This window comes from Micromonospora sp. NPDC004540, from assembly GCF_040610095.1.
Taxonomy (GTDB): domain Bacteria; phylum Actinomycetota; class Actinomycetes; order Mycobacteriales; family Micromonosporaceae; genus Micromonospora.
On the sequence record NZ_JBEXLR010000046.1, the window covers coordinates 1 to 25618 of the forward strand.

Annotated in this window: 21 protein-coding genes; 6 read left to right on the plus strand and 15 right to left on the minus strand. The window is 73.1% G+C overall.

Annotation, left to right across the window (positions count from 1 at the left end; genetic code table 11):
• Positions 1-106: 106 nt before the first annotated feature.
• The 3 genes from ABZV78_RS17100 to ABZV78_RS17110 form a co-directional block, all read right to left on the minus strand.
• Complete coding sequence (locus ABZV78_RS17100) at positions 107-520, minus strand: roadblock/LC7 domain-containing protein (protein WP_196806755.1); 414 nt, start codon at positions 518-520, stop codon at positions 107-109.
• A gap of 5 nt (positions 521-525) precedes the next feature.
• Entirely contained in the window at positions 526-3015 is a 2490-nt protein-coding gene (locus ABZV78_RS17105; RefSeq protein ID WP_355639548.1) for a nitrate- and nitrite sensing domain-containing protein, read from the minus strand.
• 223 nt (positions 3016-3238) lie between these two features.
• A complete protein-coding gene (locus ABZV78_RS17110; protein ID WP_355639549.1) occupies positions 3239-4642 on the minus strand; it encodes an FGGY family carbohydrate kinase in 1404 nt (467 codons plus the stop codon).
• Between the two features lie 258 nt (positions 4643-4900).
• Between ABZV78_RS17110 and ABZV78_RS17115 the strand changes: the two genes are divergently transcribed.
• A complete protein-coding gene (locus ABZV78_RS17115; protein WP_355639551.1) occupies positions 4901-6820 on the plus strand; it encodes a chorismate-binding protein in 1920 nt (639 codons plus the stop codon).
• A gap of 71 nt (positions 6821-6891) precedes the next feature.
• Here ABZV78_RS17115 and wrbA read toward each other — a convergent pair whose 3' ends face one another.
• Both wrbA and ABZV78_RS17125 read right to left on the minus strand, forming a co-directional pair.
• Entirely contained in the window at positions 6892-7509 is a 618-nt protein-coding gene (wrbA, locus tag ABZV78_RS17120) for an NAD(P)H:quinone oxidoreductase (RefSeq protein ID WP_355639552.1), read from the minus strand.
• A gap of 316 nt (positions 7510-7825) precedes the next feature.
• Entirely contained in the window at positions 7826-8221 is a 396-nt protein-coding gene (locus ABZV78_RS17125) for a hypothetical protein (protein ID WP_355639554.1), read from the minus strand.
• 185 nt (positions 8222-8406) lie between these two features.
• On the opposite strand from ABZV78_RS17125, the gene ABZV78_RS17130 reads away from it, so the two are divergent.
• Both ABZV78_RS17130 and ABZV78_RS17135 read left to right on the plus strand, forming a co-directional pair.
• On the plus strand, positions 8407-9135 hold the full coding sequence (locus ABZV78_RS17130) for a YsnF/AvaK domain-containing protein (protein WP_355639556.1): 729 nt from the start codon (positions 8407-8409) through the stop codon (positions 9133-9135).
• 113 nt (positions 9136-9248) lie between these two features.
• Positions 9249-10352, plus strand: a complete 1104-nt coding sequence (locus ABZV78_RS17135) for a winged helix DNA-binding domain-containing protein (protein WP_355639558.1) — start codon at positions 9249-9251, stop codon at positions 10350-10352.
• Between the two features lie 12 nt (positions 10353-10364).
• Here ABZV78_RS17135 and ABZV78_RS17140 read toward each other — a convergent pair whose 3' ends face one another.
• The 5 genes from ABZV78_RS17140 to ABZV78_RS17160 form a co-directional block, all read right to left on the minus strand.
• A complete protein-coding gene (locus ABZV78_RS17140) occupies positions 10365-13823 on the minus strand; it encodes a leucine-rich repeat domain-containing protein (RefSeq protein WP_355639560.1) in 3459 nt (1152 codons plus the stop codon).
• A 265-nt stretch (positions 13824-14088) separates the two neighbouring features.
• The gene (gene ugpC / locus ABZV78_RS17145) at positions 14089-15297 is read right to left on the minus strand and encodes a sn-glycerol-3-phosphate ABC transporter ATP-binding protein UgpC (protein ID WP_355639561.1); all 1209 of its coding nucleotides are present in this window, start codon (positions 15295-15297) and stop codon (positions 14089-14091) included.
• A gap of 11 nt (positions 15298-15308) precedes the next feature.
• The gene (locus tag ABZV78_RS17150; protein WP_355639563.1) at positions 15309-16145 is read right to left on the minus strand and encodes a carbohydrate ABC transporter permease; all 837 of its coding nucleotides are present in this window, start codon (positions 16143-16145) and stop codon (positions 15309-15311) included.
• 1 nt (position 16146) lies between these two features.
• A complete protein-coding gene (locus ABZV78_RS17155) occupies positions 16147-17145 on the minus strand; it encodes a sugar ABC transporter permease (RefSeq protein ID WP_355639565.1) in 999 nt (332 codons plus the stop codon).
• Positions 17146-17200: 55 nt separating this feature from the next.
• On the minus strand, positions 17201-18487 hold the full coding sequence (locus tag ABZV78_RS17160) for an ABC transporter substrate-binding protein (RefSeq protein ID WP_355639567.1): 1287 nt from the start codon (positions 18485-18487) through the stop codon (positions 17201-17203).
• A gap of 456 nt (positions 18488-18943) precedes the next feature.
• Between ABZV78_RS17160 and ABZV78_RS17165 the strand changes: the two genes are divergently transcribed.
• On the plus strand, positions 18944-19375 hold the full coding sequence (locus ABZV78_RS17165) for a hypothetical protein (RefSeq protein WP_355639569.1): 432 nt from the start codon (positions 18944-18946) through the stop codon (positions 19373-19375).
• 47 nt (positions 19376-19422) lie between these two features.
• Positions 19423-19698: a hypothetical protein gene (locus ABZV78_RS17170; protein ID WP_355639570.1), complete on the plus strand. Its 276-nt coding sequence runs from the start codon at positions 19423-19425 to the stop codon at positions 19696-19698.
• A gap of 57 nt (positions 19699-19755) precedes the next feature.
• On the opposite strand, the gene ABZV78_RS17175 is transcribed toward ABZV78_RS17170, so the two are convergent.
• From ABZV78_RS17175 to ABZV78_RS17195, 5 genes are all read right to left on the minus strand, one after another.
• A complete protein-coding gene (locus tag ABZV78_RS17175; RefSeq protein ID WP_355639572.1) occupies positions 19756-20448 on the minus strand; it encodes a hypothetical protein in 693 nt (230 codons plus the stop codon).
• A gap of 72 nt (positions 20449-20520) precedes the next feature.
• Positions 20521-21453, minus strand: coding sequence for a rhomboid family intramembrane serine protease (locus ABZV78_RS17180; RefSeq protein ID WP_355639574.1), 933 nt, complete (start codon positions 21451-21453; stop codon positions 20521-20523).
• A gap of 38 nt (positions 21454-21491) precedes the next feature.
• Positions 21492-22130 (minus strand): L,D-transpeptidase family protein, encoded by a 639-nt coding sequence (locus tag ABZV78_RS17185; protein ID WP_355639576.1) that lies wholly within the window; start codon positions 22128-22130, stop codon positions 21492-21494.
• A 357-nt stretch (positions 22131-22487) separates the two neighbouring features.
• On the minus strand, positions 22488-23279 hold the full coding sequence (locus ABZV78_RS17190) for a DUF4184 family protein (protein WP_355639578.1): 792 nt from the start codon (positions 23277-23279) through the stop codon (positions 22488-22490).
• Positions 23280-23301: 22 nt separating this feature from the next.
• Positions 23302-24000: an HAD family hydrolase gene (locus ABZV78_RS17195; protein ID WP_355639580.1), complete on the minus strand. Its 699-nt coding sequence runs from the start codon at positions 23998-24000 to the stop codon at positions 23302-23304.
• A gap of 202 nt (positions 24001-24202) precedes the next feature.
• On the opposite strand from ABZV78_RS17195, the gene ABZV78_RS17200 reads away from it, so the two are divergent.
• Positions 24203-25540, plus strand: a complete 1338-nt coding sequence (locus tag ABZV78_RS17200) for a hypothetical protein (protein WP_355639582.1) — start codon at positions 24203-24205, stop codon at positions 25538-25540.
• Positions 25541-25618 lie beyond the last annotated feature (78 nt).

Here is a 25618-nt window from a genome sequence, read left to right on the forward strand (position 1 = left end):
CGTGGTCTATTCCGCCCCGCGCTCCTTACCCGCCCCGTTTCCCCCGGAACCCGCCCGTGACAGGGCGGTCCGGGCGCGCCTCGCGCGGCCCGGGCCTCGCCCCGGCTCAGCGGGGCAGCGCCTGCTGGAGTTCCGCCCGCAGCGCCGGGGTGAGCATCTCGCCGGCCTGCTTGGCCAACCGGGCCATCTCGTAGCCGACCACACCGATGTCGGCGTCCGCCCCGGCCAGCGTGGCCAGGATCGAGCCGTCCCGGATCTGCATGACCAGGAAGTAGCCCCGGCCCATCTCGACCACGGTCTGCTTCACGACGTCGCCGTCGAACATCTGGGCCGCGCCGGCCGTGATGCTCATCAGCCCCGAGGTCACCGCGGCGAGCTTGTCCGCGTGGTCGCGGGGCAGGTGCGCGGAGATCGCCACGAGTAGCCCGTCGGAGGAGACCACCACGGCGTGCGCCACCCCCGGCACCCGCTCCGCGAACGCGTTCACCAGCCAGCTCAGGTCCCGTGCCTCCTGGCTCAACGTCGTCACTGTCGTCGTCCTCCTTCATCGCCCGGCAGGTAGATCTCGGTGGTCTCCTCGGCCTCCGCCCGCCGCACCCCGCTGTAGTAGCGGGACAGCATGCCGCCGACCGACTCCGGGTCCGGCTCCTGACGGGCTGAGCGGTTCGGGCCGGCGGGCTGGGTGACCGCGGTGAGCTGGGCCATCGGTACGCGTACCGGCAGGCCCCGCTCGTTGGTGCCTCCGGTGACCGGCGTTGCGGCGGGCGGCGGTGTCACGCCGAGCACCGCCGACGACGGGCCCTGGCGGCTGAACCAGCCACCGCCGGCCGGCGACCCGGCCGCCGGGGCGAGAACGTCCTCGGCCCGGCCGGGCACCGGACGCGGCCTCGGCACGGCCGCCCCGCCCAGCCCGGGCGGCGATGCCTCCGCCGCGGGCGGCGCCGCGCCGAGCGGGAGCCCCGTCAACGGCGACACCGGCAGCGCCGCCGGCGGCGCCAGCGGGCGTCGTCCGGCCACCGGCAGCTCGGTGGTCGCCGCCCGGAGCGGGCCGGCGCCGGGCGTCAGGCGGGACGCGGCGGCCACCTGGCTGGTCAGCATCCGCGGCGCGGCGGGCTCCTCCAGCCCGGGCGGGGGCGCGGCGGCCAGCAGCTCGGCCGGGATCCGGACCCGGGACACCAGGCCCTCGTGGCCGCCCCGCAACCGCACCTGCACGCCGTGCCGGGCGCCCAGGTGGCTCACCACGAACAGGCCCATCCGCTCGGAGGCGGCCACGTCGGCCGCCGGCGGCTCGGCCAGCACCGCGTTCGCCTCGGCCAGCGCGGCGGGGCTCATCCCGAGCCCCTGGTCGACGATCTCCACGTACGCGCCCGTGCCGTCGGCCCCGGCGATGACCCGCACCACGGTGTCCGGCCGGGAGAAGGCGGTGGCGTTCTCCAGCAGCTCGGCGAAGAGGTGCACCAGGTCGCCCACCGCGTGCCCGACCACGTGCAGGTCGGACCGGGAGTCGTGGCGTACCCGCTGGTACTGCTCGATCTCGGCGCTGGCCGCCAGCAGCACCGCGCCGAGGCCGACCGGCCGGTTCCACCGCCGGCTGGACTCGGTGCCGGCGAGCACCAGCAGGCTCTCGTCGTTGCGGCGCATGCGGGCGGCGAGGTGGTCGAGCTTGAACAGGTTCTCCAGCTGCTCCGGGTCGCTCTCCTCGCGTTCCAGCTCGTCGAGGAGTTCGAGCTGCCGCTCGACCAGCACCTGGCTGCGCCGGGCCAGGTTGACGAACATGGCGTTGACGTTGCGCCGCATCATCGCCTGCTCGACCGCGACGTCGACGGCGCTGCGGTGCACCGCCACGAACGCCTCGGCCAGCTCACCGATCTCGTCCTGCGAGTCGACCACCGCCGGCGGCACGTCGATCGCGCTCACCGGGCGGTCCACCGCGCGCAGCCGGTCGAGGGTGTGCGGAAGCTCCACCTGCGCGATCCGCAGCGCCTGGCCGCGCAGCTGCCGCATCGACCGGGCCACCGACCGGCCGACCAGCAGCGAGATCAGCACGGCCACCAGAAGCACGCCGACGATGCCGCCGACCACCAGCAGGGTGTCCCGCAACTGCCGGGCGCTGGCGTCGTCGGCCTGGCGTACGGCGTCGTCGAGGACCTCGCGCTCGAGCTGGCGGAGCAGCTCCTGCCGCTGCTCGCTGGCCGCCCACCACTGCGTCGCCGGCAGCAGCGCCGGCTCGGCGGCCCCGCTGGGCAGGGTCTGCTCCTCCAGCCGGGCGGCCGAGACGAACGCCGGGTCCACCGAGGTCTGGTCGTAGCGGCGGACCTGGTCGGTGGTCGCGGCCACCCGGAACGCGCCCAGCGCGGTGAGCTGCTGGGCCCGCAGGTCGGTCAGGGAGACCTGGTCGTCCACCTCGTAGCGGCCGGCCCGGGCGGCGGCGTAGAGCTCGGCCCGGATCCGCGACGACAGCTCCTTGACCCGCGAGAGCTGCACGTAGCGCAGCACCGCGTTGGTCAGGGCCCGCTGGTCTTCGCCGGGCGACGGCTCGGCCAGCAGGTTGAGCAGCGCGGCGATGGCCCGGTGGTAGTTGCTCAGCACGGTGTCGCTGGAGAGCACCGCCGGCGCCACGGCGGCGCGGATGTAGACGACCTGGTCGTACGCCTCCAGCACCTCCGAGTAGGCCACCCGCCAGGCGGCGTCGGCGTCGGCGAGGGGCTCGGCCGCGGTGCGCAGTTCGCCCATCGCCCGGTCGGAGGCGTCCTGGAGCGGCTTGAGCGCGGCGACCGCCGCGTCCCGGTCGGCGCTGCCGCCGGCCTTGCGCAGCCCGGCCAGCTCGCCGGCGGAGCGGTCCCGCTCCTGCTGGAGCCGGTCCACCGCGGTGCTGATCTGCCGGCCGATGCCGACCTGCTGCGCGAACTCGCTCAGCGCGGTGGTCTGCCCGACGAGCCCCCGGGTCTGCACCCCGGCGAGCACGAGGAACGCCACCGAGGGCAGTACGAGCACCGTGGCGAGCTTCGTGCCCATCCGCCAGTCCCGCAACCGGAAGCGCGAGCGCCGCCGCCGGTGCGGCGTTACCCGGTCGTCGGACGGACTCCGGCGCGGCGCCGCTACACGAGCCGGGTCGGGACCTGCGCCCACACTTTCCTCCTCGGTCCCCCTCGGCTCCACCGGGACGGGGAGCGGAAGTCCATCCAACCAGGCCGGCGGGCGGTGTCAAACGCACCGGCCAGCCACGGGAGCAGGAAGGTCAGCGCGGCGGGCCGGCGGCTACGGTGTTCGGCGCGTCCCGGTCGTCCGTCCGGCCGATGCCGCCCACGTGCGCCGCCTCGGCGATCCGGCCGAGCGCCACCAGCGCGGCCCCGGTCGCCCCGATCTCCGGGTTGCGCTGGTAGCGCACCGCACGTGGGGCCAGCACCTCGGCGAACGCACCGCGCCACCAGACCGAGGCGGCCATCGCGCCGCCGCCGAGCACCACCTCGGTGGGCTCGCCCGCGCCGGCCTCCACCAGCGCCAGGTCGTCGGCCACCAGCTGGCACAGCTCGGTCATCAGCCCGGCGAGGATGTCGACCGCCGTGGTGCTGAAGCTCAGGCCGCGCAGCTGGCCGGAGCCGGCCGGGGCGACGCCGGGCGGCCGGTCCCCGCCGAGCCGCGGATTGGCCCGCAGGGTCAGCTTCGCGCCGGCCCGGGTCAGCGCGGCCTCCAGCTCGGCTCCGGGCGGCAGCCGCAGCTCGCGGGCCGCCCAGGCGAACAGGTTCCCACCGCTGGAGTACGCCGCCCCGGTCACCACGTGCTCGTGGTCGACCCGGTAGCGCCAGAGCTGCTCGGGCAGGGGCGGCAGCTCCGCTCCGGCCGGCACGGGCTGGACGAGGCGTACCGCGGCGGAGGTGCCGACGGTGATCGCCGCGCGGGACGGGTCGACGCAGCCGGAGCCCACGTTGGACGCCGCGCCGTCGCCGATCGGGGCGGCCCAGCGGGCGTCGGCGAGCTGCGGCCAGCGCTGGGCGTGCTCGACGCGGAGCTGGCCCCGCCACCGCTGCGGGGCCAGCGCCGGCAGGTCCTCGGGGCGTACGCCGGCCAGCTCGCACGCCTCGGGGTCCCACTCCAGCCGGCGCAGGTCGAGCAGCCCGGTGCCGGAGGCCATCGACACGGACATCGGCGCCTCGTCGAGCAGCACGCCGAGGACGTATTCCACCAGCCCGCCGAAGCGGGCGACCGGGCTGCCGCAGTGCGCCCGCAGCCAGGGCAGCCGCATGCTCCAGTAGCAGCGGTGCCACCAGGCGCCGGTGCGCTCGTGGAAGGCGTCCGGATCGGCCGGGCCGGCGGCGCCGGCGAGGGCCGCCGGCCGGGTGTCCATCCAGGTGAGCACCGGCCCGAGCGGCGCGCCGTCGGCGCCCAGCGGTACCACCGAGTGCCACTGCGCGGAGGTGGCCACCAGCTCGACGTCGCGCAGATGCCCGCCGGCGGCCAGCTCGTCCAGGCACTCGGCCAGGCAGGCGAGGTAGCGGGGGCCGTCCAGGGTGCCGCTGCCGTCGTCGCCGGTCGCCAGGTGCACCTTCCGGCGGGCCAGCGCGCCGGGGCGCGGGACGGCGTTCGCGTCCAGCACGAGCCCGCGCACCGAGGAGGTGCCCAGGTCCAGAGCGAGAATGTCCATCGCGGGTCAACCTACCCGCCGGGGGCGGCGGCGAAGCCAAGATCCGCCCGCCGGCCCGGCGAACGGGTTCCCCGGCCCGGCCCGGTCGCGTACAGTGATCGCCATGCCCGCGCACCTGTCCTGCTGGTGGCCCGCCGACCCGGCGGCCCACCCCCGCGCGTAGCTTCCCCACGCGGCCGCCCGACGAGGCGGCCGCCGGTCTCTTCCCGGCACCCCGGGCCGCCCCAGCGGCGGCCTCCGGCGCACCGAGGAGACCCGATGACCCGCCCGCACGACCCGCTCGCCGCCGTCGCGGCCGGCCACGAACCCGGCCCGTTCGCGCTCGTCCGCCGCGAGGGCGCCGACCACGTCGACCTGTTCACCGGTCCGGTACGCACGGCCGACCGGCTCGCCGACATCCCGCTGCCCGACGGCACGTCCGGGCCGCGCACGCTGGCCCTGGTCCCCTACCGGCAGATCGCCGAGCGCGGCTTCGCCTGCGTGGACGACGGCCTGCCGCTGGAATACCTGTCGGTCGCCGAGCACCGGCGGCTACCGCTCGACGAGGTGCTGGCCGCGCTGCCCGACGCGCCGGTGGTGACCCGGGACGCCGCCTTCGACATCTCCGATGCCGAGTACGCGGACACCGTCGACCGGGTGCTCAGCGACGAGATCGGCCGGGGCGAGGGCGCCAACTTCGTCATCCACCGCACCCTGCGGGCCACCGTGCAGGGCGCGCCGCTGGTGGCCGCCCTGGCCGCGCTGCGCCGGCTGCTGCTGCGCGAGCGGGGCGCGTACTGGACGTTCGTGGTGCACACCGGCACCCGGATCCTGGTCGGGGCGAGCCCGGAACGGCACGTCAGCGTGGACGACGGCCTGGTCATGATGAACCCGATCAGCGGCACCTTCCGGCACACCGGCGCGGCGGCCGACCGGGACGCCCTGCTGCGCTTCCTCCACGACCCAAAGGAGGTCGAGGAGCTGTACATGGTGCTCGACGAGGAGCTCAAGATGATGGCCACCGTGGCCGAGCACGGCGGCCAGGTGGTCGGGCCGTACCTGAAGGAGATGGCGCACCTGGCGCACACCGAGTACCTGCTGGCCGGGCGGGGCTCGCTGGACGTCCGGGAGGTGCTGCGGGAGACCATGTTCGCGCCCACGGTCACCGGCAGCCCCATGGAGAACGCCTGCCGCGTGATCGCCCGGCACGAGCGGACCGGTCGGCGTTACTACGCCGGGGTGCTCGCCCTGCTCGGCCGCGACCAGCAGGGCCGGCAGACCCTGGACGCGCCGATCCTGATCCGCACCGCCGAGCTCTCCCCCGCCGGTGAGCTGCGGGTGCCGGTCGGCGCCACCCTGGTCCGGCACTCCACGGCCGCGGGCGAGGTGGCCGAGACGCACGCCAAGGCGGCCGGGGTGCTGGCCGCGCTCGGCCTCGGCCCGGACGCCCCGGCCCGTGGCGCCGAGCCCGCGCGCCGGTACGCCGACGACCCCGAGGTGCGCGCCGCGCTGGCCGCCCGGAACACCCCGCTGGCCCGGTTCTGGCTGGACCAGCGCGTCCCGGGGGCGACCGCGCTGCCCGGGCTGGCCGGTCGCCGCGCCCTGATCGTGGACGGCGAGGACACCTTCACCGGGATGCTCGCCCACCAGCTCGGCGCGCTCGGCCTGGCGGTGACCCGGCGGGACTGGCACCGCGCCGGCCCGGTCGACGGGTACGACCTGGTGGTGGTCGGCCCCGGACCGGGTGACCCGAACGACCTCACCGAGCCGAAGATGGCCGGCATGCGCACGCTGCTGGCCGGGCTGCTCGCGGCGGGCCGGCCGACCCTGGCCGTCTGCCTCGGCCACCAGCTCCTGGCCGGGCTGCTGGGCCTGCCCCTGCACCGCCGCGACGCGCCCTACCAGGGGCTGCCGCGGGACGTGCCGGTGTTCGGCGCGACCCGCCGGGTCGGCTTCTACTCCAGCTTCACGGCCCGCGCCGACGCGGACCGGGTGGCCACCGGCCACGGCCCCGTCGAGCTGTCCCGGGACCCGGCGGACGGGGCCGTGCACGCGCTGCGCGGGCCGGGCTTCGCCGGGGTGCAGTTCCACCCGGAGTCGGTGCTCAGCCGGGACGGCATGGCGGTCCTGGCGGACCTGCTCGGGCACCTGCTGGCCCATCCGGCGCTGACCGGGCATGGACCGGCCGATCGGGGGTAGGGCGAAGGGCGACCGGTGGTGCGGACGAGCCGAGAGCCCTCGTCCGACCACCGGTCACCTCGGGTCGAGGGTCAGCCGGCCATGCCCTTCTTGAGCGCGGCGCTCATCTGCACGGCCCGCTTGGCGGTCAGCGCGGTGGCGCCGAGGGCCACGTGGTCCGGGGGGACCTCGCCGTTGTTGCTGGTGTGCGAGGCGCCGTACGGATTGCCGGCGACGAACTGGCTGGGGTCGGTGTAGCCGGGAGCCACCACGATGCCGCCCCAGTGGTAGAAGATCGTGTACAGCGAGAGCAGCGTGGCCTCCTGGCCGCCGTGCGAGGTGGCCGTCGAGGTGAAGCCGCTGTAGACCTTGTTGGCCAGCGCGCCGTTGGCCCAGAGCGGGCCGGTGGTGTCGATGAACTGCTTGAGCTGGGCGGCGATCATGCCGTAGCGGGTGGGCGAGCCCATGATCACGACGTCGGCCCAGGCCAGGTCGTCCGGCTGCGCCTCCATCACGTCCTGGGTCTCCAGCCGGTGCGCCTGCCAGCCCGAGTTCGAGCGGATCGCCTCGTCCGGCGCCAGCTCACGTACCTTGCGCAGGCGCACCTCGGCTCCGGCCTCCCCGGCGGCCTCGTACGCCGCCTGCGCCATCTGGTAGGTGATGCCGGTCGCGCTGTAGTAGATCACCGCGACCTTTACCTGGCCATCCATCAGACGTTTCCTCCTCGGTGTCGGATCAGCTCCGGCGACTACCCCTTGCTTGCCACGTCAAACGTCGGGCGAGGAGGGCTACCGGGCCATGCACGTGCTCGTGATGCACGGCAGACTGAGCTGAGTCGATACCTTGTCGTCGCTCAAGATTTGCGCAAGTTCCGATGGAAACCGCTTCCCCGAGTGCGGGCGCCCGGGGATCCTGGTCGCACCGGTGCCGGCGTACCGCCGCCGCCCCGCACCGGGAACCTGAACGGGGGATCGCGCTCCGCCGGCAACGTGGCTGGCGTAGCGCGATCAGGGGTGCCGGTCCGGCTCAGTCGTTGAGCTTGTCCCGCAGGTCGGTCACCCGCTTCTCCAGCCGGTTCACCGCCTGCTCGTTGTTGACGAACGTGCTGATGCCGGCGGCCAGGGCCAGGCCGAGCAGCACCGCCAGGGCGCTGAGCACCAGACCACCGATGGCCACCCCGCGCCCGGTGACGCCGGGGCGCCGGCTCATCCGCAGCCCGAAGATGGCCAGGATGACCCCGATGATCCCCAGCAGCAACCCCACCGAGGCCAGGATCGCGGTCAGCACGCTGAGCAGGGCCGCCACGCCGAAGACCAGCGAGAAGGTGGCTGCGGCACTGGTCTTCGCCCCGCCCGCCGGTCCCGCCGGCCGGGCGGTGCCGGCTCGGGCGCCGCCCCGCATGGGTTCACTGGACGCGGTCATCAGCCACACCTCACATTCCTCGCACTGGTTGCCGGCGGCGCATCCCCACTCCTGCCGCGCTTATGCGTCGAGGCCGGGCCTTTCCGGCACCGCTGCTACTCCTCCTCCTATTCGTCCCGATTCGTGGGCATGCCTGCGGCTCTGCCGGGGATCCAGGCCGTGACCCACGAGAGGAAGGACGAACCATGCGACTCACGGAGCAGCAGGTCCGCTCGCTGTACGGGCAGGACGTCCAGGACCGCGCGGGCGCGAAGATCGGCAGCGTGGGCCAGGTCTGGGCCGACCCCGCCGGTGAGGCGACCTGGGTCAGCGTCAAGACCGGGGCGATGGGCCACCACGAGTCGATGGCGCCGCTCCAGGCGGCGCGGATGCAGCCCGACGGCCGCCTCCAGGTGCCCTACGACAAGGCGACGGTGCGCAGCGCTCCCAGCGTGGAGACCGGCACCGACCAGCCGCTCGGCGCCGACCAGCTCACCCAGCTCTTCCTGCACTACCAGCTCGGGGAGCAGGCCGGGCCGGCGCCGCAGCGGATGCCGGGCGCGCCGGAAGTGGTCCGGTCCGAGGAGCGCCTGCGGGTCGGCACCGAGAGCGAGCCGGCCGGGACCGCCCGGCTGAGCAAGCGCGTGGTCACCGAGAACGTGCAGACGAGCGTGCCGGTCGAGCACGACGAGGTGACCGTCGTCCACGAGCCGGTCAGCGAGGCCGACCGGGGCGCTGTCCGGGCCGGCATCGGCGAGGAGCAGCGCGAGATGGAGCTGCGCGCCGAGCACCCGGTGGTCGCCAAGGAGCAGGTCCCGGTCGAGCGGGTCCGGCTGGACAAGGACGAGGTCGTCGAGGAGCAGCCGGTCAACGCGCAGGTCCGCCGGGAGCTGGTGGACGCCGACGTGCCGGAGCGGGCACGCCGCAACCGCTGACGCGACGGCATCCCGGGCGGGTGGGCCCCGGCCCGCCCGTCCGGTCGTCCGTCCGCCGGGAACGTCGTACCGGCGACCTATGCTGGCCGTCCACCGACGACGGGAGCCGGCACGTGACCGTACGCCTCACCGGCGCCGAGGCGCTGGCGCTGCGGATGACCAGCCTGCTGCTGCGCCCGCACCCGACCGCGCGCCCGCAGAGCGTGGCCGCGGTGGTCGAGTGGTTCGGCGCCATGCAGGCGCAGGACGCGGCGAGCGGTCTCTGGTCGCTGGGCGCACGCCTGCCCGGCCGGACCCAGGACGACGTGCGCGCGGCGCTGGAGCGGCGGGAGGCGCTGCGCACCTGGCCGATGCGGGGCACCGTGCACCTGGTGCCGCCGCGGGACGCCCGGTGGATGCTGGCGGTGACCGGCGTCCGGGCGCTGGCCGGCGTCGCCAACCGCCGGGTCCAGCTCGGGCTGACCGACGCCGACGCCGACCGCGCCGCCGACGTGCTGGGCGAGGCCCTCGCGGGCGGGGGCCGGCTCACCCGCGCGGAGTGCCTGGCCACGCTGCGCGCCGCCGGGCTGGACACCGGCGGCCAGCGCGGCTACCACCTGCTCTGGTACGCGAGCCAGCAGGGCGTCACCTGCATCGCCCCGCACGTGGGCACCGAGCAGACGTTCGCGCTGCTGGACGAGTGGGCGCCCGATCCGCACCGCCCCGAGCGGGAGGAGGCGCTGGGACTGCTGGCCCTCCGCTTCGTCCGCGGCCACGGCCCGGTGACCCGGCACGAGCTGGCGCGGTGGACCGGCCTCACCGTCACCGACGCCACCCGCGGCATCGCGGCGGCCGGCGACGCGCTCGCCCCGGTCGAGGTGGACGGGGCGCCGGCCGTGGTCGACGCCGCCCTGCTCGACGCGCCCCGGGCGCCGGTCGACGACGTGCACACGCTGCCCGGCTTCGACGAATACCTGCTGGGCTACAAGGACCGCTCGCTGATGCTCGATCCGGCGCACGCGAACGCCGTCGTCCCCGGCAACAACGGGATCTTCCAGGCCACGGTGGTGCGCGGCGGCCGGGTGGTCGGCATCTGGAAGCGGAGCGTAGGCAGGCGGGCGGTCACCGTGACCGTGCAGCAGTTGGTGCCGTTCGACGCCACGCTGCGGGCCGGCGTCGAGTCGGCCCTCGCCGGCTACGCCCACTTCCTCGGGCTGCCGTTGCGGCTCGACTGGTAGCACCGCCCCGCCTCAGGCCCCGATGTACTCCCGGATCTCGAAGGGGTCCGGGAAGGGGTCGTGGTTCACGGTGAGCCGCCTGCCCGACCGGGTCTTGAGTGCCTCCACCATGTCCTCGGTGACACCGGGAACGCCGCCCTCCATGCTGAGATACTCGAGCCTGGGCAGGTCTGCCAGGGCGCTCACGTCGCTGAGCCGCTGACAGCTGTTGAGGTAGAGGCGACGAAGGCTGGTGCAACCGGCCAGGAAGTCCACGTCCGTGATCGTCGAGCCGCTGAGGTCGAGGACCTCCAGCGCTTTGAAGCCGTCGAGGGCCGCCCCGGACCGGACAAGGTTGCGGCAGTGCGGCAGCAGCAGGTGCGTGAGGTGGCCGAACACAGGAACCGACCGCAGGTCGACCAGGTCCCGCACCCCGTCGGCCCGGAGCCTGCGCAGCTCGGTGGCGGGCGCCAGGGCCGCCACGTCCGCGACCGACACGGAGCCGGTCAGTTCCACGTCCCGGAGGCTGGGGCCCATGGTGGGCAGGGCGGGCCTCCGCCCCGCGGAGAGCCCGACCATCATGCGGCGCAGGTTCCCGCACGCCGCGAGTTGACGCGCGTCGTCCAGGCCCGGCTCAGAGCGGATCCGGATCGTCCGTAGCTGCGTCAGCGAGGAGCAGAAGTCGAGATCGGAGACGTAGCACCCGTCGAGGGAGAGCGTGCGCAGACCGGTCAACGACGACAGCCACCCGAAGTCGTACAGCTGCCGGCAACCGTCGAGAGTCAGGATCCGGAGCGAGGCGACGTCGCGGAGGCGGGCGATCTCCTCCGGCGGCAGCGCGACGGCACCACGCAGGTGAAGCTCCTCAAGCTGCGGCAGTCGGGCCAGGTCTTCGATGTCCAGGAGATGCGGCTTGTCGTTGAGGTTGATCCGGCGCAGGTGACGCAGGTCGCCGAGGCCTCGTGTGCTCTGCAGCCGGGGCAGCCCGCTGCAGTCGAGATCGGTCAGGTCCGGCAGTCCGCTGATGCTCGCCAGGTCGGCCACGTCGTCGGTCACCCGGATGCACAGGGCCTGCACCCCGCGGACGTGCCGGACCGCGGCCAACTCCGCTGCCGTCCGTGCCGTCACCAGGTGGTCGCGGAGCCCCAGATCGGCAAGGACCTGCCGCGCGTAGGTCTCGGCGTCCTCGAACTCGTGCCAGGCCCGGAGCAACGCGTCGACCACCACCGGGTCGGCGGCCGGGTGACTGTACTGCGAGATGGTGTTGATCGCTGCCGGGCCACCGATCCGGGCCGCCGCGGCGACGCACGCGCTGATGACCTCGGGTGACCGTTGAGAATGGCCGTCGAGCCAGGTCAAGAGCTCCTCACCGATGCCCGACAGGGACCGGGCCTCCTCCGGCGTCCGCGGCGGAAGAACCTCCCCGATCAGCCGCTCGGCCCGCGCGGCCACGGCCGGTTCGACGTGCCCGGCCGCGGTGATGCACTCCGCGGCCAGCAGGAGGACGTCGCGCCGCTCGGGCCCGGCCGACTCCGCCTTGTCGAGTATCCCGGAGACCAGCAGCGAAGCGGCACGTTCCTGCACCGGCGCGCCGGCGGCGAAGACGATGATGCGACGCCAGTCCGGCCGCGTCACCCGCTCCACGAGGGATTCGATCTCGTCGTACGCGTACGCCCAGCCGGCGAGGAACTCCTGAATGGACCGGTGGGTGAACTGCGCCTGGTTGTGCGCGATCTTGTAGAAGACGACGCTCCGGTCGAGGAGATGGACCAGCGCGTCCCGGGGCTCGATGTGGGTGTTGACCATCCCGCGAAGTTGGGCCGCCACGATCTCCTGCGCCGTGGGGGCCAGCACATCCCGCCGGGCGTTGCTGCCCGGCCGGGACAGGTGGTGCTTCCGCAGCTCCCGCAACGGCTCGATCCGGATGGTCGTGGTCGAGTTGGCCGTCATCCTCTTCGCGATGGCTTGGAGCAGAAGGAGCTTCTGCTTGTAGGTGAGGCCCACCGCCGAGGTCTCGGCCACCTCCTTCCCGTGATCACGGAAATAGATGAGAGCGGCCACCACCCGCTCGTACAACTCCGCCCTGCTCTCGGGCGCGGCATCCGACAGTTTGTGCGCGTAGAAGGCGCACAGCATCGCGCACAGCAGCGGTGTCTCGCTGAGGTCGCGGACGTTCGGGCGGTTCTGGAAGTCGTACACGAGCTTCGCGTGCTGCCGGCGGAACTCGACGGTCTTCTCGGCGTCCGACGTGCCGCTGATCAACGCGTCGAACCAGCGGTCGATGCACTCCTCGGCCTCCTCGTCGTTCATCGGGAGGAGCTGGAGGGTGACGAAGTCGCGGCGCTGGAACCACCGGTTGTCCAGGACGTCGGGGCGGGACGTGACGAAGATGTGGGCGTTCGGATGCTCCGACATCAGTTTGTCGATCCACGCCAGCGCGCGGTTCCGGTCGTGTTCGGACAGCTCGTCGAATCCGTCGAAGATCGCCACGGCGTCGCCCCGGTCCAGGCAGTCCACCACCCACGAGCCCGGCACCGTCGACCCGCGGTACATCGCGGCACGGATCATGTCCTGGTACTCGGGTTCGACATTCGCCTTGAAGGCGTACCTGAGCTGCGTGACCAGAGGTACGCAGTCGGTCCAGGCAGCCATGGCCTCGGGCAGTTTGCGCTGGGCCATGGAGATGGCCAGCCACTGGCTGATGGTGGTCTTACCCGACCCGGCCGAACCGGTGAGCAGGATCCGCGTGCTCTTCCCTTGGCCCTTGCGAATGTCCGCCAGCTCACCGATGGCCGAGTCGACCTTCGGGTCCACCTCCAGGGGACCGACGGTCGCGGCGCCGGCCAGATCGGCCGCCGGGTCGTCGGGGAGCGCCCGGAGCCGGATGTACGTCACGTCGACCGGGTGACGCCTGAGTTCGACGGGCAGGTTGAGCCCGAACAGGTCGGTGTATTTGTAGGTGTTGGTGATGTCGGAGCGGTATCCGGCCTCGAAGCGACTGACCTCCCGAGGCAGCCCCGGCCGGAACTTGGGCAGGACGACACCCGTGATGCCGCGTTCGAGTATCGCTTCCAGCTTTTTCGTGTTCACATACGTTTCCCAGGCCACCCTGCTCTCGAAGCCCGGGAGGTCGTGCACGAGCGCGCAGATGTACGCGGCGGCCTCGGTGAGATAGACCCGGCCGTACGCCTGGGCGTCCTCACTCAACTGGTCGGATCGCCAGCGGCGCACGGCAATGGGCTCGAGCGCGACCCGCAACTGTTCGGTCGTGATGGCGTCCTGGATGACGTCCTCGGCGGAGAGCCGCATCTCCGTCAGCGCCTGCTCGACGCCCGTTATCGCCAGCGATCGTTCCGATTCGGCGAGCCCGATGAATTCGATTTCCTCGATGCGATTGAGCCGGGCCGCGATCCGGTCCGAGGCGTCCTCGAGGCGACGCGGCAGAGCGCGACCTTCGAGGCTGTCGGCGTCCAGACCGTTGATTGCGGCCACGATGTCGTCGAAGGCCTGAATCCGCTCAGCCGCCGACGGAAAGAGGATCTTGAAGGTCGAAATAATGATGCGCCTCGCGACGCCGTCCCTCTGCCCTGCCGATGCCATCGCAGATTCCCATCGATCGGCCCAGGTACCTCTTTCCACAGTGTATGGACCATGACGCGATATGCATGCCGGCGAAAGGTGCGGCGAACGCGGCCGATCCGCCGATGCGCGGGGCCGGAGGCGACTTCCGCCGCCGGCCCCGCAACGCCCACCGGGCTCAGTCGGCCAGCGCGCCCGACGCCCGCCCCTCGTGCAGGGTGAGGTTGCGCCCGGTGGACGGGTCGAAGAGGTGGATCTTCTCGAGGTTGAACCAGACCCGCCGCGGCTCGCCCTCGCGGACCGGCGACTCCGCCGACAGCCGGGTGACCAGGCTCGACCCGCCCCCGGTGAAGTCGGCGGCGCCCGCGTCGGCGGCCAGTTCCTCCAGCTCGGCGGCGCTGGCCCGCTCTCCCTCGACGGTGAAGTAGACGTACTTGTCCGAGCCCATCGACTCGACGATGTCGACCGGCGCGTCGAACTCCAGGCCCCGGCGGCGGGTGTCGTCGTCGATCAGCGCGGCGTCCTCGAAGTGCTCGGGGCGGATGCCGAGGATCAGCTCGCGCGGGGCGTCGGCGCCGTCGAGCTGCCGGCGTACCCGGTCCCCGATCGGCACGTCCCCCAGCGCGGTGCGCAGGTGACCGTCCTCGACGGCGGCGTGCAGGAAGTTCATCGACGGTGAGCCGATGAAGCCGGCCACGAAGAGGTTGCGCGGGTGGTCGTAGAGCTCCTGGGGCGGGCCGACCTGCTGCACCGCGCCGCCCCGCATGATCACCACGCGGTCGCCGAGGGTCATCGCCTCGGTCTGGTCGTGGGTCACGTAGACCGTGGTGGTGCCGAGTTGCTTCTGCAGCCGGGACACCACCGTGCGCATCTGCACCCGCAGCTTCGCGTCCAGGTTGGACAGCGGCTCGTCCATGAGGAACGCCTTGGGCTGGCGGACGATCGCCCGCCCCATGGCCACCCGCTGCCGCTGCCCGCCGGAGAGGTTGGCCGGCTTGCGGTCCAGCAGCGGGGTCAGCTCCAGGACCTTCGCCGCCTCCTCCACCTTCTGGTGGATGGTCTCCTTGTCCAGCTTCGCCAGGCGGAGCGGGAAGGCCATGTTCTCCCGCACGGTCATGTTCGGGTAGAGCGCGTAGGACTGGAACACCATGGCGATGTCGCGGTCCCGGGGCGCCCGGTCGTTGACCCGCTCCCCGGCGATGCGCAGTTCCCCGGAGCTGATGTCCTCCAGCCCGGCGATCATGTTCAGGGTGGTGGACTTCCCGCAGCCGGAGGGGCCGACCAGGATCACGAACTCGCCGTCGGCGATCTCCAGGTCGACGTCCCGCACCGCGGTGGTCCCGTCCGGGAACCGCTTGCTCACCTTGTCCAGCACGATGTCAGCCATGACAACACCACCTATCCCTTGACTGCGCCGGAGGTCAGGCCGGAGACGATGCGGCGCTGGAAGAAGAGCACGAACAGGATGATCGGAATGGTGATCACCACGGCGGCGGCGCAGATCGCCCCGGTGGGGTCCTCGAACTGCGACTCGCCGGTGAAGAACGACAGCGCCACCGGGACCGTGCGGGCCCGCTCGGTCGAGGTGAGCGTGATGGCGAAGAGGAAGTCGTTCCAGCAGAAGATGAAGACCAGGATCGCCGTGGTGAACAGCCCCGGCGCGGCCAGCGGGGCGATCACCCGCCGGAACGCCTGGCCCTGGGTGGCGCCGTCCATCTTCGCCGCCTTCTCCAGGTCCCAGGGGATCTGCTTGAAGAACGCCGAGAGCGTGTAGATCGCCAGCGGCAGGGCGAAGGTGATGTACGGCAGGATCAGCCCCGGCCAGGTGTCGAAGAGGCCGAGCTGCCGCTCGATCTCGAACAGCGGCGACACCAGCGACACCTGCGGGAACATGGCGATCAGCAGGGACACCCCGACCAGCAGCTTCTTGCCGGGGAAGTCCAGCCGGGAGATCGCGTACGCGGCCATCGCGCCCAGCACCACGGCGATCAGGGTGGCGATCAACGCGATGCCGATCGAGTTGACCAGGGCCCGGACGAACTGGTCGGTGTCGAAGATCGTCCGGTAGTTGTCCAGCGTCCACTCCCGGGGCCAGAACTTGCCGTCGGTGAGGGTGGCCGGGGTCTTGAACGACAGCGAGGCGATCCAGAGCACCGGGACCAGCGCGAAGACCACGACGATGACGTCCAGCAGGCCCCAGCGCAGCTTCGCTCGCGGGGTGGTTTCGGTGGCCATCTCAGCGCCTCTCCCCGTCGTCGCTGCCGGGGGCAGCGGTGCCGAACAGCTTCACGAACACGAACGCGATGATCGCCACGGCGAGGAAGATCAGCACCGACATGGTGGAGCCGATGCCGAGGTTCAACCCCCGGATGAGGTTGTTGTAGGCGAGCATCGACACCGACGATGTCTCGTTGCCGCCGGCCGTGAGCACGAAGATGTTGTCGAACACCCGGAACGCGTCCAGGGTGCGGAACAGCAGGGCGACCAGGATGGCCGGCTTCATCACCGGCAGCATCACCTTGGTGAACCGCTGCCAGGCCGTCGCGCCGTCGGTGGAGGCGGCCTTGAGCAGGTCCTCCGGCACCAGTGCCAGCCCGGCCATCAGCAGCAGCGCCATGAACGGGGTGGTCTTCCAGATCTCGGCCAGCATGATGATCGCCAGGGAGCTGGCGCGCTCGGTCAACGGGGCGCTGCCGTCGAACAGATTGGCCAGGTAGCCGGTGCCGGGCGTCCAGGCGTACCGCCAGGAGAAGGCGGCGACCACCGTGACGATGCCGTACGGGATCAGTGCCGCGGTGCGGACGATGCCCCGGCCGACCAGCGTCCGGTGCATGATCAGCGCCAGGCCCATGCCGAGCACCAGCTCGACCGCGACGGTGACCACGGTGATCAGCGCGGTCACCCCGAACGCCGTCCACCAGAACTGGTTGGTCAGCACGGTCGCGTAGTTCTCCAGCCCGATGAACTCGCGCTGGTCGGGGAAGCGCAGGTCGAAGCGCTGCAGCGACAGCCAGACCGAGTAGAGGATCGGGTAGGCGGTGACCAGCACCATGACCAGCGCGGCCGGTGCGCACAGCAGCCAGCCGAGGCGCCGCTCGGCGCGCTTGTTCTCACTCAGCGGGGCGCGGGACCGGCGGTTGGCCCGCTGGGTCGGGACGGCCGCGTGCCGGCCTCCCCGGGCGGCGGTCTCGTCGGCGGCGACGTCCGCGCCGGCGGGAGTGGCGTTCACACTCACGGTGCCACCTTCTTTCGCGACTGCGGGGCTCGCAGGATCGGCTCACTCCTCGCGCTCACGGCAGGACCCCCTTCGACTCCAGGGCGTCGGCGATGGCGTCGCGCAGCTCGTTCGCGGTCTGCTCGGGCCGGATGGCCGACGGCGGCGACAGGATCGCCGACATGACCGTGGAGATGCTCTGGTACGCCGGGGTGAGCGGCCGGACCGCCGGCGCCTTCAGCTCCTCCAGGATGGCCTCCTTCATCGGGTACGCCTTGTCCATCTCCGGGTCGGCGTAGACCGACTCGATGGTGGGCGGCACCCCGTCGTTGACCGCCGAGAACTTCTGGTGCTCGACGCTGCGGATGCACTTCGCCGCCTCGAAGGACTCCGTCGGGTGCTTCGAGTACGTGCTGACCGCCATGTTGACCCCGCCGATGGTGACCTTGCTCGGGGTGTTCGCGTCGATGCCCGGCATCCGCGCCCACTTGACCTTCTTCGCCAGGTCCGGGGCCGCCTCCTGCATCGCCGGGTAGACGAAGGGCCAGTTGACCTCGAAGGCGCCGCCGCCGGACTGGAACTCCAGCCGGACCGGGTCCTCGGTGGCGTTGCTGAACGACGGCGAGGTCACGCCCGAGGTGGCGAACTTCTTGAGCTGGTCGAGCGCCCGCACGGTGCCGGCGTCCATCACGGCCTGCTTGCCGTCGTCGCTGAGGATCTTTCCGCCGGCGCTCTCGGCCAGGGTGTTGTACAGGACGACCAGGCCCTCGTACTGGGCGCCCATGGTGAGCACCTGGTACGGCTTCCCCTGCTGCTTGAGCTGCTGGGCGGCGGAGATCATCTCGTCCCAGCTCTTCGGCGGCTCCTGGACCAGGTCGCTGCGGTACCACAGAAGCTGCACGTTGGTGTTCTTCGGCGCCGCGTAGAGCCTGTCCTCGTAGCGGGCGGTGTCCAGCGGGCCGGCGAGCGTGCCCTGCTCCGCCTCGGCCTTGTCCTGGCCGGTCCACTCCCGGATCCACTCGGCGCTGGCGAACTCCTGCGTCCAGGTGACGTCGAGGCCGAGCACGTCCATCCCGCTGTCCTGCGCCGCGAGCCGCCGCACCAACTGCACCCGCTGGTCGTCGGCCTGCCGCGGCAGCACCCGGTAGACGATCCGGTAACGCCCCTGGGCCTGCGCGTTGCAGTCGTCGACCACCTTCTGCAGGTTCTGCTCGGGCGGGTAGTACAGGTTGATGGTGGGCGGCCCGCCCTCGCCGCCGGATCCGCAGGCGGCCAGCGGGGCCACCAACGCGAGTGCGGCGGCTGCCGCCGCCGCACGCCGGGCTGGCCGCCGCCGCGCGGCCGTCTCGGGGTCTGTCGTCATCGCCCTCCCCCTCTCTTCGGCGAAGAGCCGGGGAGATCACCCGTGCCCCGGCGCACGGCGAGACGGTCGGGACGCCGGCCGGTCGCCCGCGGCCCCGGGACGTTTCGTGCGGCAGACAGTGCCCTGGCTGCGACGCTGCGAAACCTGACGGTCACGAGACGGATACGACAGCCGCCGTGCGGCGGATCACCGGGCCGCGCCCCGGCGCGGGAGCGGGACGCGCCGGCGCTCGACGCGAGTGCCGGGACCGGCCGGCCCCCGTCCCACTCAGTGAACGGCGAGACTACCCAGCGTGCGCCCGGTCGACTAGCGTTTGCCTAGCTCCGCAGCCAGCGCGTCGCCGTCGAAGTCGATACGCCTCCGGCCGACCCCAGCCCGTCCGATCGGTTGGTTCTCGCGCGAACCTCCTTCTGCGGTCCCACCGGTTGGGCAGGATTCCCACGAGGAGGTGCCGTCGTGCAGGACACCCGCGCTCTCGCCCTGACGTTCGAGGTGAGCGGCCTGCCCCCGGTCAAGACCGAGGCCCTGTCCATCTTCGCCGCCGGGCACCGGCAGGCGACGAGGGTCCGCGCCCTGCTCCAGGCCGCCTGCACGGCGGCCCAGCGCACGGGGTGGACTCCGCTCACCGGTCCGATCGAGGTGGACGTGACCTTGCGCTGCCCGCCGGGGCACCGCACCTCCGACGCCAGCACGCTGGTGGGCGGGGTCTGCGCGGTGCTCCAGGACAAGAAGCGGGTGGCGAACATCGGCCTGGCCCACCTCGGGGTGCTGGTCGACGTCGCCCTCTGGTCCGACGACCGGCAGATCCGCCGGTTGTCCTACGTCGAGGAGCCCGCGGAGGACTTCTCGTACCAGGTCCGGGTGGCGGCCGTACCGAGGATGGTTTGACCGACGACCGCGGTGGGGTACCGCGGTCGCCGACGAAGGGAGCGCCGATGTCGGAGCCACATGTCACGCTCGATCCGAGCGGGCTCGACCCTGTGCAGCAGAAGCTGCGCGGCCCGCTGGAGGATCAGCTGACCTCGGCCCTGCAGGCGGCCGCCGACCGGGTCCGCGCCAGCTACGCGGGTGAGCCCGTGGAGGAGGTCTGCCGTCGGCTGCTCGACGAGACCCGCGCCGGGTTGCACCCGGACATCGCCGCCGGCTTCAACCCGGACATGGACGAGTTCTGCCGCGTCGCGGTGGCCATCGTCCGCGGCGAGGTCTCCTGACGCACCCGCGCCCGACCGCGCCGGCCGTCCGGTCGGCGCGGTCGAGGCGCGTGCCGGTCAGCCGCGTCGCACGTCGACCGCGACGACGTGGGTGCCGTCGGGGCGGATGGCCTCGCCCAGCCGCACCGGCAGCGTCCCCCCGGCCGGCGGCCGGAGCCCGAGGCCGAAGCTGAGGTGCCCCTCGAAGTCGCCGGCCGCCGCCCAGCCGCGCAGGGTGGGGTAGCCGATCCGCGACGGCGGCACGTCGGCCGTGCCGGCCCCGCGCGCGTCGTGCGCCTGTGCCGGATCGAACCGGACCGACAGGTAGGCCGTGCCGGGCAGCTCGACGGGCGCGCCGCGACCCTCGGTCCACACCTGCGGAACGTAGCCGACCTGATAGGACGGGGTCGGGCCGCGGAAGGCGAAGGTGATCCGGCTGAACCCCTCGGCCGGGTGGTCCCCGACCCGCACTTCGACGAGGACGGGCAGCGGCTCCCCCGGCGCCGGGATGACCGGCACCCGGACCTGGTGGGTCACCCGGGCCGGCGTGGCGGGCACCGCCCAGCCGTAGGTCACCCGCCAGGCGCCCTCGGCGGGCGTCCCGCTGCTGGGTGCGGTCGGGGTGGCGGCGGGCGTGGTCGCGGCGGCGGTCGCGACGGGTGCCGGCGCCGTCGCGGTCGGGGCGGCCGCGCCGTCGTGGTCGGTCGTCGTGCAGGCCGCCGCGAGCAGCACGACCAGGCTGGCGAGCAGTGGTACGCGCTGAGGTGTCATGGCCCAGTGTCGCGCCGGCCGGTCGCCCTCCACCAGAGCCGTTCGTCCGCCCTGGCGCCGCTGCGCGGCGGTTCAGCCGGCGAGGGCGAGCGACTTCACCACGACCAGCGCGACGAGCAGCACGGCGACGGCCACGGTGACCGCCACCTGCACGGCGGTCCGCCGCCGGGCCGGGGCGTACGCGAGCCCGACCCCGACCAGGCCGCCGACCAGCAGGCCGCCCAGGTGCCCCTCCCACGAGGTCCAGCCGGCGGAGAGCACCATCCAGATCACGAACGGGATGAGCACCCGCTGCGGGTCGATCGGGTGGTGGTGCAGTCGCCGGGTGAGCACGACGTAGCAGCCGGCCAGGCCGTAGACCGCGCCGGAGGCGCCGACCGCCGCCTGGTGCGGGGAGATCAGGAAGCCCAGGACCCCGCCGCCCAGCGCGGAGAGCAGGTAGACGGCGAGGTACCGGGCGTGCCCCAGCCGCTCCTCGATCACCCGGCCGAGCTCCCAGAGCCACCACAGGTTGAACGCGATGTGCAGGAAGCCGAGGGCGCCCTGGGTGGGCAGCAGGTGCAGGAACGACGAGGTGATCAGGCGGTACCACTCGCCGTGCGCGACCCCGATCGGCTCGTACCCGGGGCGGGCGACACCGTCGTCGACGTAGCGCTGGCCGGCGTCGTCGACCAGCCCGGTGCCGAGGCTGTCGAACTGGTCGAGGACGGCCGGGTGGACCAGCTCGACCAGGTAGGCCAGCACGATGAGGGCGACCAGCGCGTACGTCACCAGCGGGCGGGCCACCAGCCGGCCGCCGAAGACCGTGCGGGCCTGACGGATGGTCCGGTTGTCCGACCGGACGCACTCCGGGCAGCGGTGGCCGACCGGCGCCTCGCGCATGCAGTCGGGGCAGATGTGGCGGTCGCAGCGGGTGCAGCGCAGCAGCGTCTCCCGCTTGGGGTGCCGGTAGCAGGTGCTGGCGGCGTTGTCGGCGGGCGGCTGGCCGGTGCTGATCGTGTCCATGGGGATGCGGTCCTGGCTGGCTCGTGGGGGCAGGGGGGTCAGTAGCGGTCGAGCCGCTCGGCGGGGCTGAGCACGATGTGCGGCGCCGCCTCGGGGTCGAGCCAGGTGAGCACGGCGACCAGGTGCTCGTGGGACAGGCTCACGCAGCCGGCCGTGGGGTTGCCCCCGGCACGGCTGAACTCGTGCAGGAAGATGCCGCTGCCGGCGTGCGGCACCGGGGCCGGGACGGTCGGCGGCATGTTGTAGGTGATCACCGCGAAGTGGGTGTACGCCGGATCCTCCCGCCACAGCGCCTCGCTCTGGCCGCCCAGCGGCTCGGCGGAGCGCTGGAAGCTGTTGTAGCGCGGGGACTCCGGCTCGGCGTTCCACCAGTCGTCGACGGCCAACCGGTGGTAGGGGTGGCGCACGCCCGGGTCCGCGGCGATGCCGTAGACGGTGGGGCCGATGGCGTAGACGCCGGTCGGGGTGGTGGGGACGCCCTCGACGTGCCGGTCGCTGAAGCCGTCGGCGCCGATCCGGGCCGGCAGCGGGGGCAGGGCCGACCGCCAGTCGTCGCCGACGCGCTCGTACGTCTCGAGGGTGGCGTGGGTGGTGCGCCAGCCCTCCCCGGTGACGACGACGACCTGCGCCGTAGGCGCGGGCAGGGTGGTCAACCGGGCGGCCCTCGTCGGCTTCACGCGGAGGATCCTCGCACGGGGCGGGCGCCTGACGGGAGGTGGCCGGACGGGTCAGGACCGGGTCCGCAACTCCCCGGTCCTGACCCCCAGCCGTCCGGCGTGGTAGCGGTCTCCGCCGTCGCGAGCGCGGCAGGCGTGGCACGCCGCCAACGCCGGGCTCAACACGGCGAGCCGGCCCGCCTGCACTCAGCTCCACGGTGCCCAACTACCGGACTTCGGCGCGCCCCCGACTCACCCCGAAGAGTCGTGGGCGCGGGCTCAGGTTAGGCAGCTTCTCGCAGGTCGGACAAGGTTCGGCGGCCCCGGGAGAATGTGATTGATACCAACGTTGAAATACGGCATGTCGGCGTAACAGGGTCAGGCGGACCAGCGCTGTTTGTGTTCGAGGCGACGACTGCGCCCGGCCTCCCGCAGGGGCGGGGTCAGGGCCCCGGCGGCGGTCGCCCCGGCGATCAGCGCGACCGCCGCGAGGTGCAGCAGGCGCACCCCGGCCGGCGCCGGGACGGTGGCCGCCGGCAGGCCCGGCAGGAGCAGCGCCCCGAGCCCGGTGACCGCCAGGGCCACCGCCCAGAACACGCCCGGACGGGCCGGCGGCGCCGGCGGCCGGACACCGTCGAAGATCTCACGCCGGTGGGCGGCGCGCACCGCCAGCATGGCCACCAGCAACCCGCCGCCCAGGGTGCCCGTCACGTCGGCCACCTGCCACCAGTAGAGCCCGGTCAGGGCGTGGAAGTCGGCGATGCCGAGCAGGCGCGGCCACCGGTCGCTGTGGGTGATCCGGTCCCAGGCCACATGACTGAACGCGCCGATCAGCGCCGAACAGACGGTGACCTGCCAGGGGTGGCGGACCCCGGCCAGGGCGGCGTGGTCGGGCCAGCCGAACAGCCGCTGGCCCGGCAGGTGCACGGCGATCCCGGCGATCACCCGGCGGACGATCCAGGCGTAGCCGAGGGCGACCGGCAGGCACCACCAGAGCAGCCCGCCGAGGGTGTGCGTGCGCAGCCCCGGGGCGAGCCCGGTGCCGGTGAACAGGTAGCCCACGTCCGGCGCGACCGCGCCGGTGGCCAGCGCCACGCCGTCGAACCAGTGCGGCCGCCAGAGCTTCAGTGGCAGCACCGGCGCCAGGTGCGACGGGAAGGTCAGCGGCACGCCTGGGACGTTACCGGTCGGATCAGAAGTGCCGGACCAGGTCGGGAAAGGCGGCCAGCCGGATCACCCCCGGGTCGGACGGGTCCAGCTCGTCGTGCTCCAGCACCCAGGTGTTCTCGTTCGGGATGAAGACCGCGTTCAGGCCGGCGGCCCGGGCCGGCAGGATGTCCGAGCGCGGGGAGTTGCCGACCATCCAGGCGGTGGTCGGGTCGAAGGCGTGCTCCCGGGCCAGCCAGCGGTAGGTGTCGACGTCCTTCTCCGGCACGATGTGCGCGGCGCGGAAGTGGTGCAGCAGCCCGCAGGCGTCGAGCTTGCGCTGCTGCTCCTCGCGCTCCCCCTTGGTGAGCAGCAGGAGCTCGTGCCGGGTGGCCAGGTCGTCGAGGGTCTCCGCCACGCCGGGCATCAGCTCGACCTGGTGGCCGACCAGCGCCGCCGCCAGGTCGTCGATCTCGGCGCGCTCCCGGTCGGTGGCCGGGCGCGCCCGCAGCTTCTCCAGGCACTCCCCCAGGCTGCGCAGGAAGACCTTGCTGCCGTAGCCGTGCGCGACCGCGTTGGCCCGCTCGATGTCGTCGAGCACCGCCCGAATCTCGACCCGGTCAAGCGTCGGATGATCCAGCCAGGTGAGGAAGTCGTCGATCACCCGCTCGAAGAGGACGTTGTTCTCCCAGAGCGTGTCGTCGGCGTCGAAGACCAGCACCGCGGCCTCCCGGCGCTGTGGCATCGCAAACTCCTCCCGTGTGCCGGACCGGGACACGGTACTGCCCGCGGCCGCTCCCGGCAGCCCGGTTTCGGGCACGCCGGCCAGGACCGGCCGACAAGATCATCGGAGGCGGACGGACGGACCGTCCGGACTGGCCGAACGCCGTGCGACGGGCGGCGGGAACCCGACTGCGCGTACCCGGGTCGGGCGGGATGCTTCGGCGATGACGACCTCACGCGATCATCCACGCGCGACACCGGCCCGGCGCCGGCGTCGCCGGAGGGCGGCCACCGCAGTGGTGGCCGCGCTCGCCGCCGCCGGCGGCGCGCTTCCCCCCTCGCCGGCCCTCGCGGTCAACGCCACGCACACCACGGTGGTCGGCACCAACCCGGTGGACTGGACGCCGCACGCGCTCGACGGCACCGTGTACCGGATCCTCCAGATCGGCAACCGGGTGTACCTGGCCGGCTCGTTCACCAAGGTCCGCAACGCCGGGCAGACCGCCCAGCTGGCGATGCCGCGGCTGGTGGCCCTCGACGCCACCACCGGCCGGATCGACACCACCTTCCGGCCGGTGGTCAACGGCACGGTGAAGGCGCTCGCCGCCGCGCCGGACGGCCGCTCGCTCTATATCGGCGGCGCGTTCACCACGGTCAACGGCGTGGCCGCGCCGCGGGTGGCCCGGGTCGACGCGGCCACCGGCGCCCGGGTCGCCGGGTTCGCCCCGCCCGCGCTCAACAACCAGGTCAACGACATGCGGCTGGTCGGCAACCGGCTGATCGTCGGCGGGGCGTTCCAGACCGTCGGCGGGGTGACCCGTCGCGCCCTGGCCGCGTTGAACGCCACCACCGGCGCTGCCGACGCCTCGGTGAACCTGCGGATCGAGGGGCCCCGGAAGACCAGCAGCGGCGCCACCGCCCCGGTGAAGATCGAGGCGCTGGACGTCTCCGCCGACGGCCGGCGGCTGGTCTTCGTGGGCAACTTCAGCTCGGTCGCCGGCGTGGCGCGCCACCAGCTCGCGGTGGCGAACCTGAGCGACGCCGGTGCGGCGCTCTCCGGCTGGTCGACGCTGCGCTACCAGCCGCAGTGCGCCGCGTCCATGCCCACCTACCTGCGCGGGGTGGACATCTCCCCGGACGGCACCTGGTTCGTGGCGGTCACCACCGGCGCCGCGTTCCCGGGCACGCTCTGCGACACGGCCTCCCGCTTCGAGTTCGGCACGGAGACCGCCGGCAAGCAGCCGACCTGGGCGAACTACACCGGCGGCGACACCCTGCTCTCGGTGGCGATCACGGGGACGGCGGTCTACGTCGGCGGCCACCAGCGCTGGCTGGACAACCCGTACGGGCGCAACTCGGCCGGGGCGGGCGCGGTGTCCCGGCCGGGGATCGGGGCGATCCACCCGACCACCGGCAAGGCGCTGGCCTGGAACCCGACCAAGGACCGGGGCGTCGGCACCGCCGAGCTGTACGCCACCGACCGGGGTCTCTGGGTCGGCAGCGACACCGTCACGGTGGCCGGCGAGTACCACGCCCGGGTGGCGTTCCTCCCGCTGCCGTGAGCGCGAGGAGCGAGCCGGGTTTGCGAGCCCCGCAGTCGCGAACAACGGCACCCTGAGTGCGGTGGGGCGCGGCGGTAC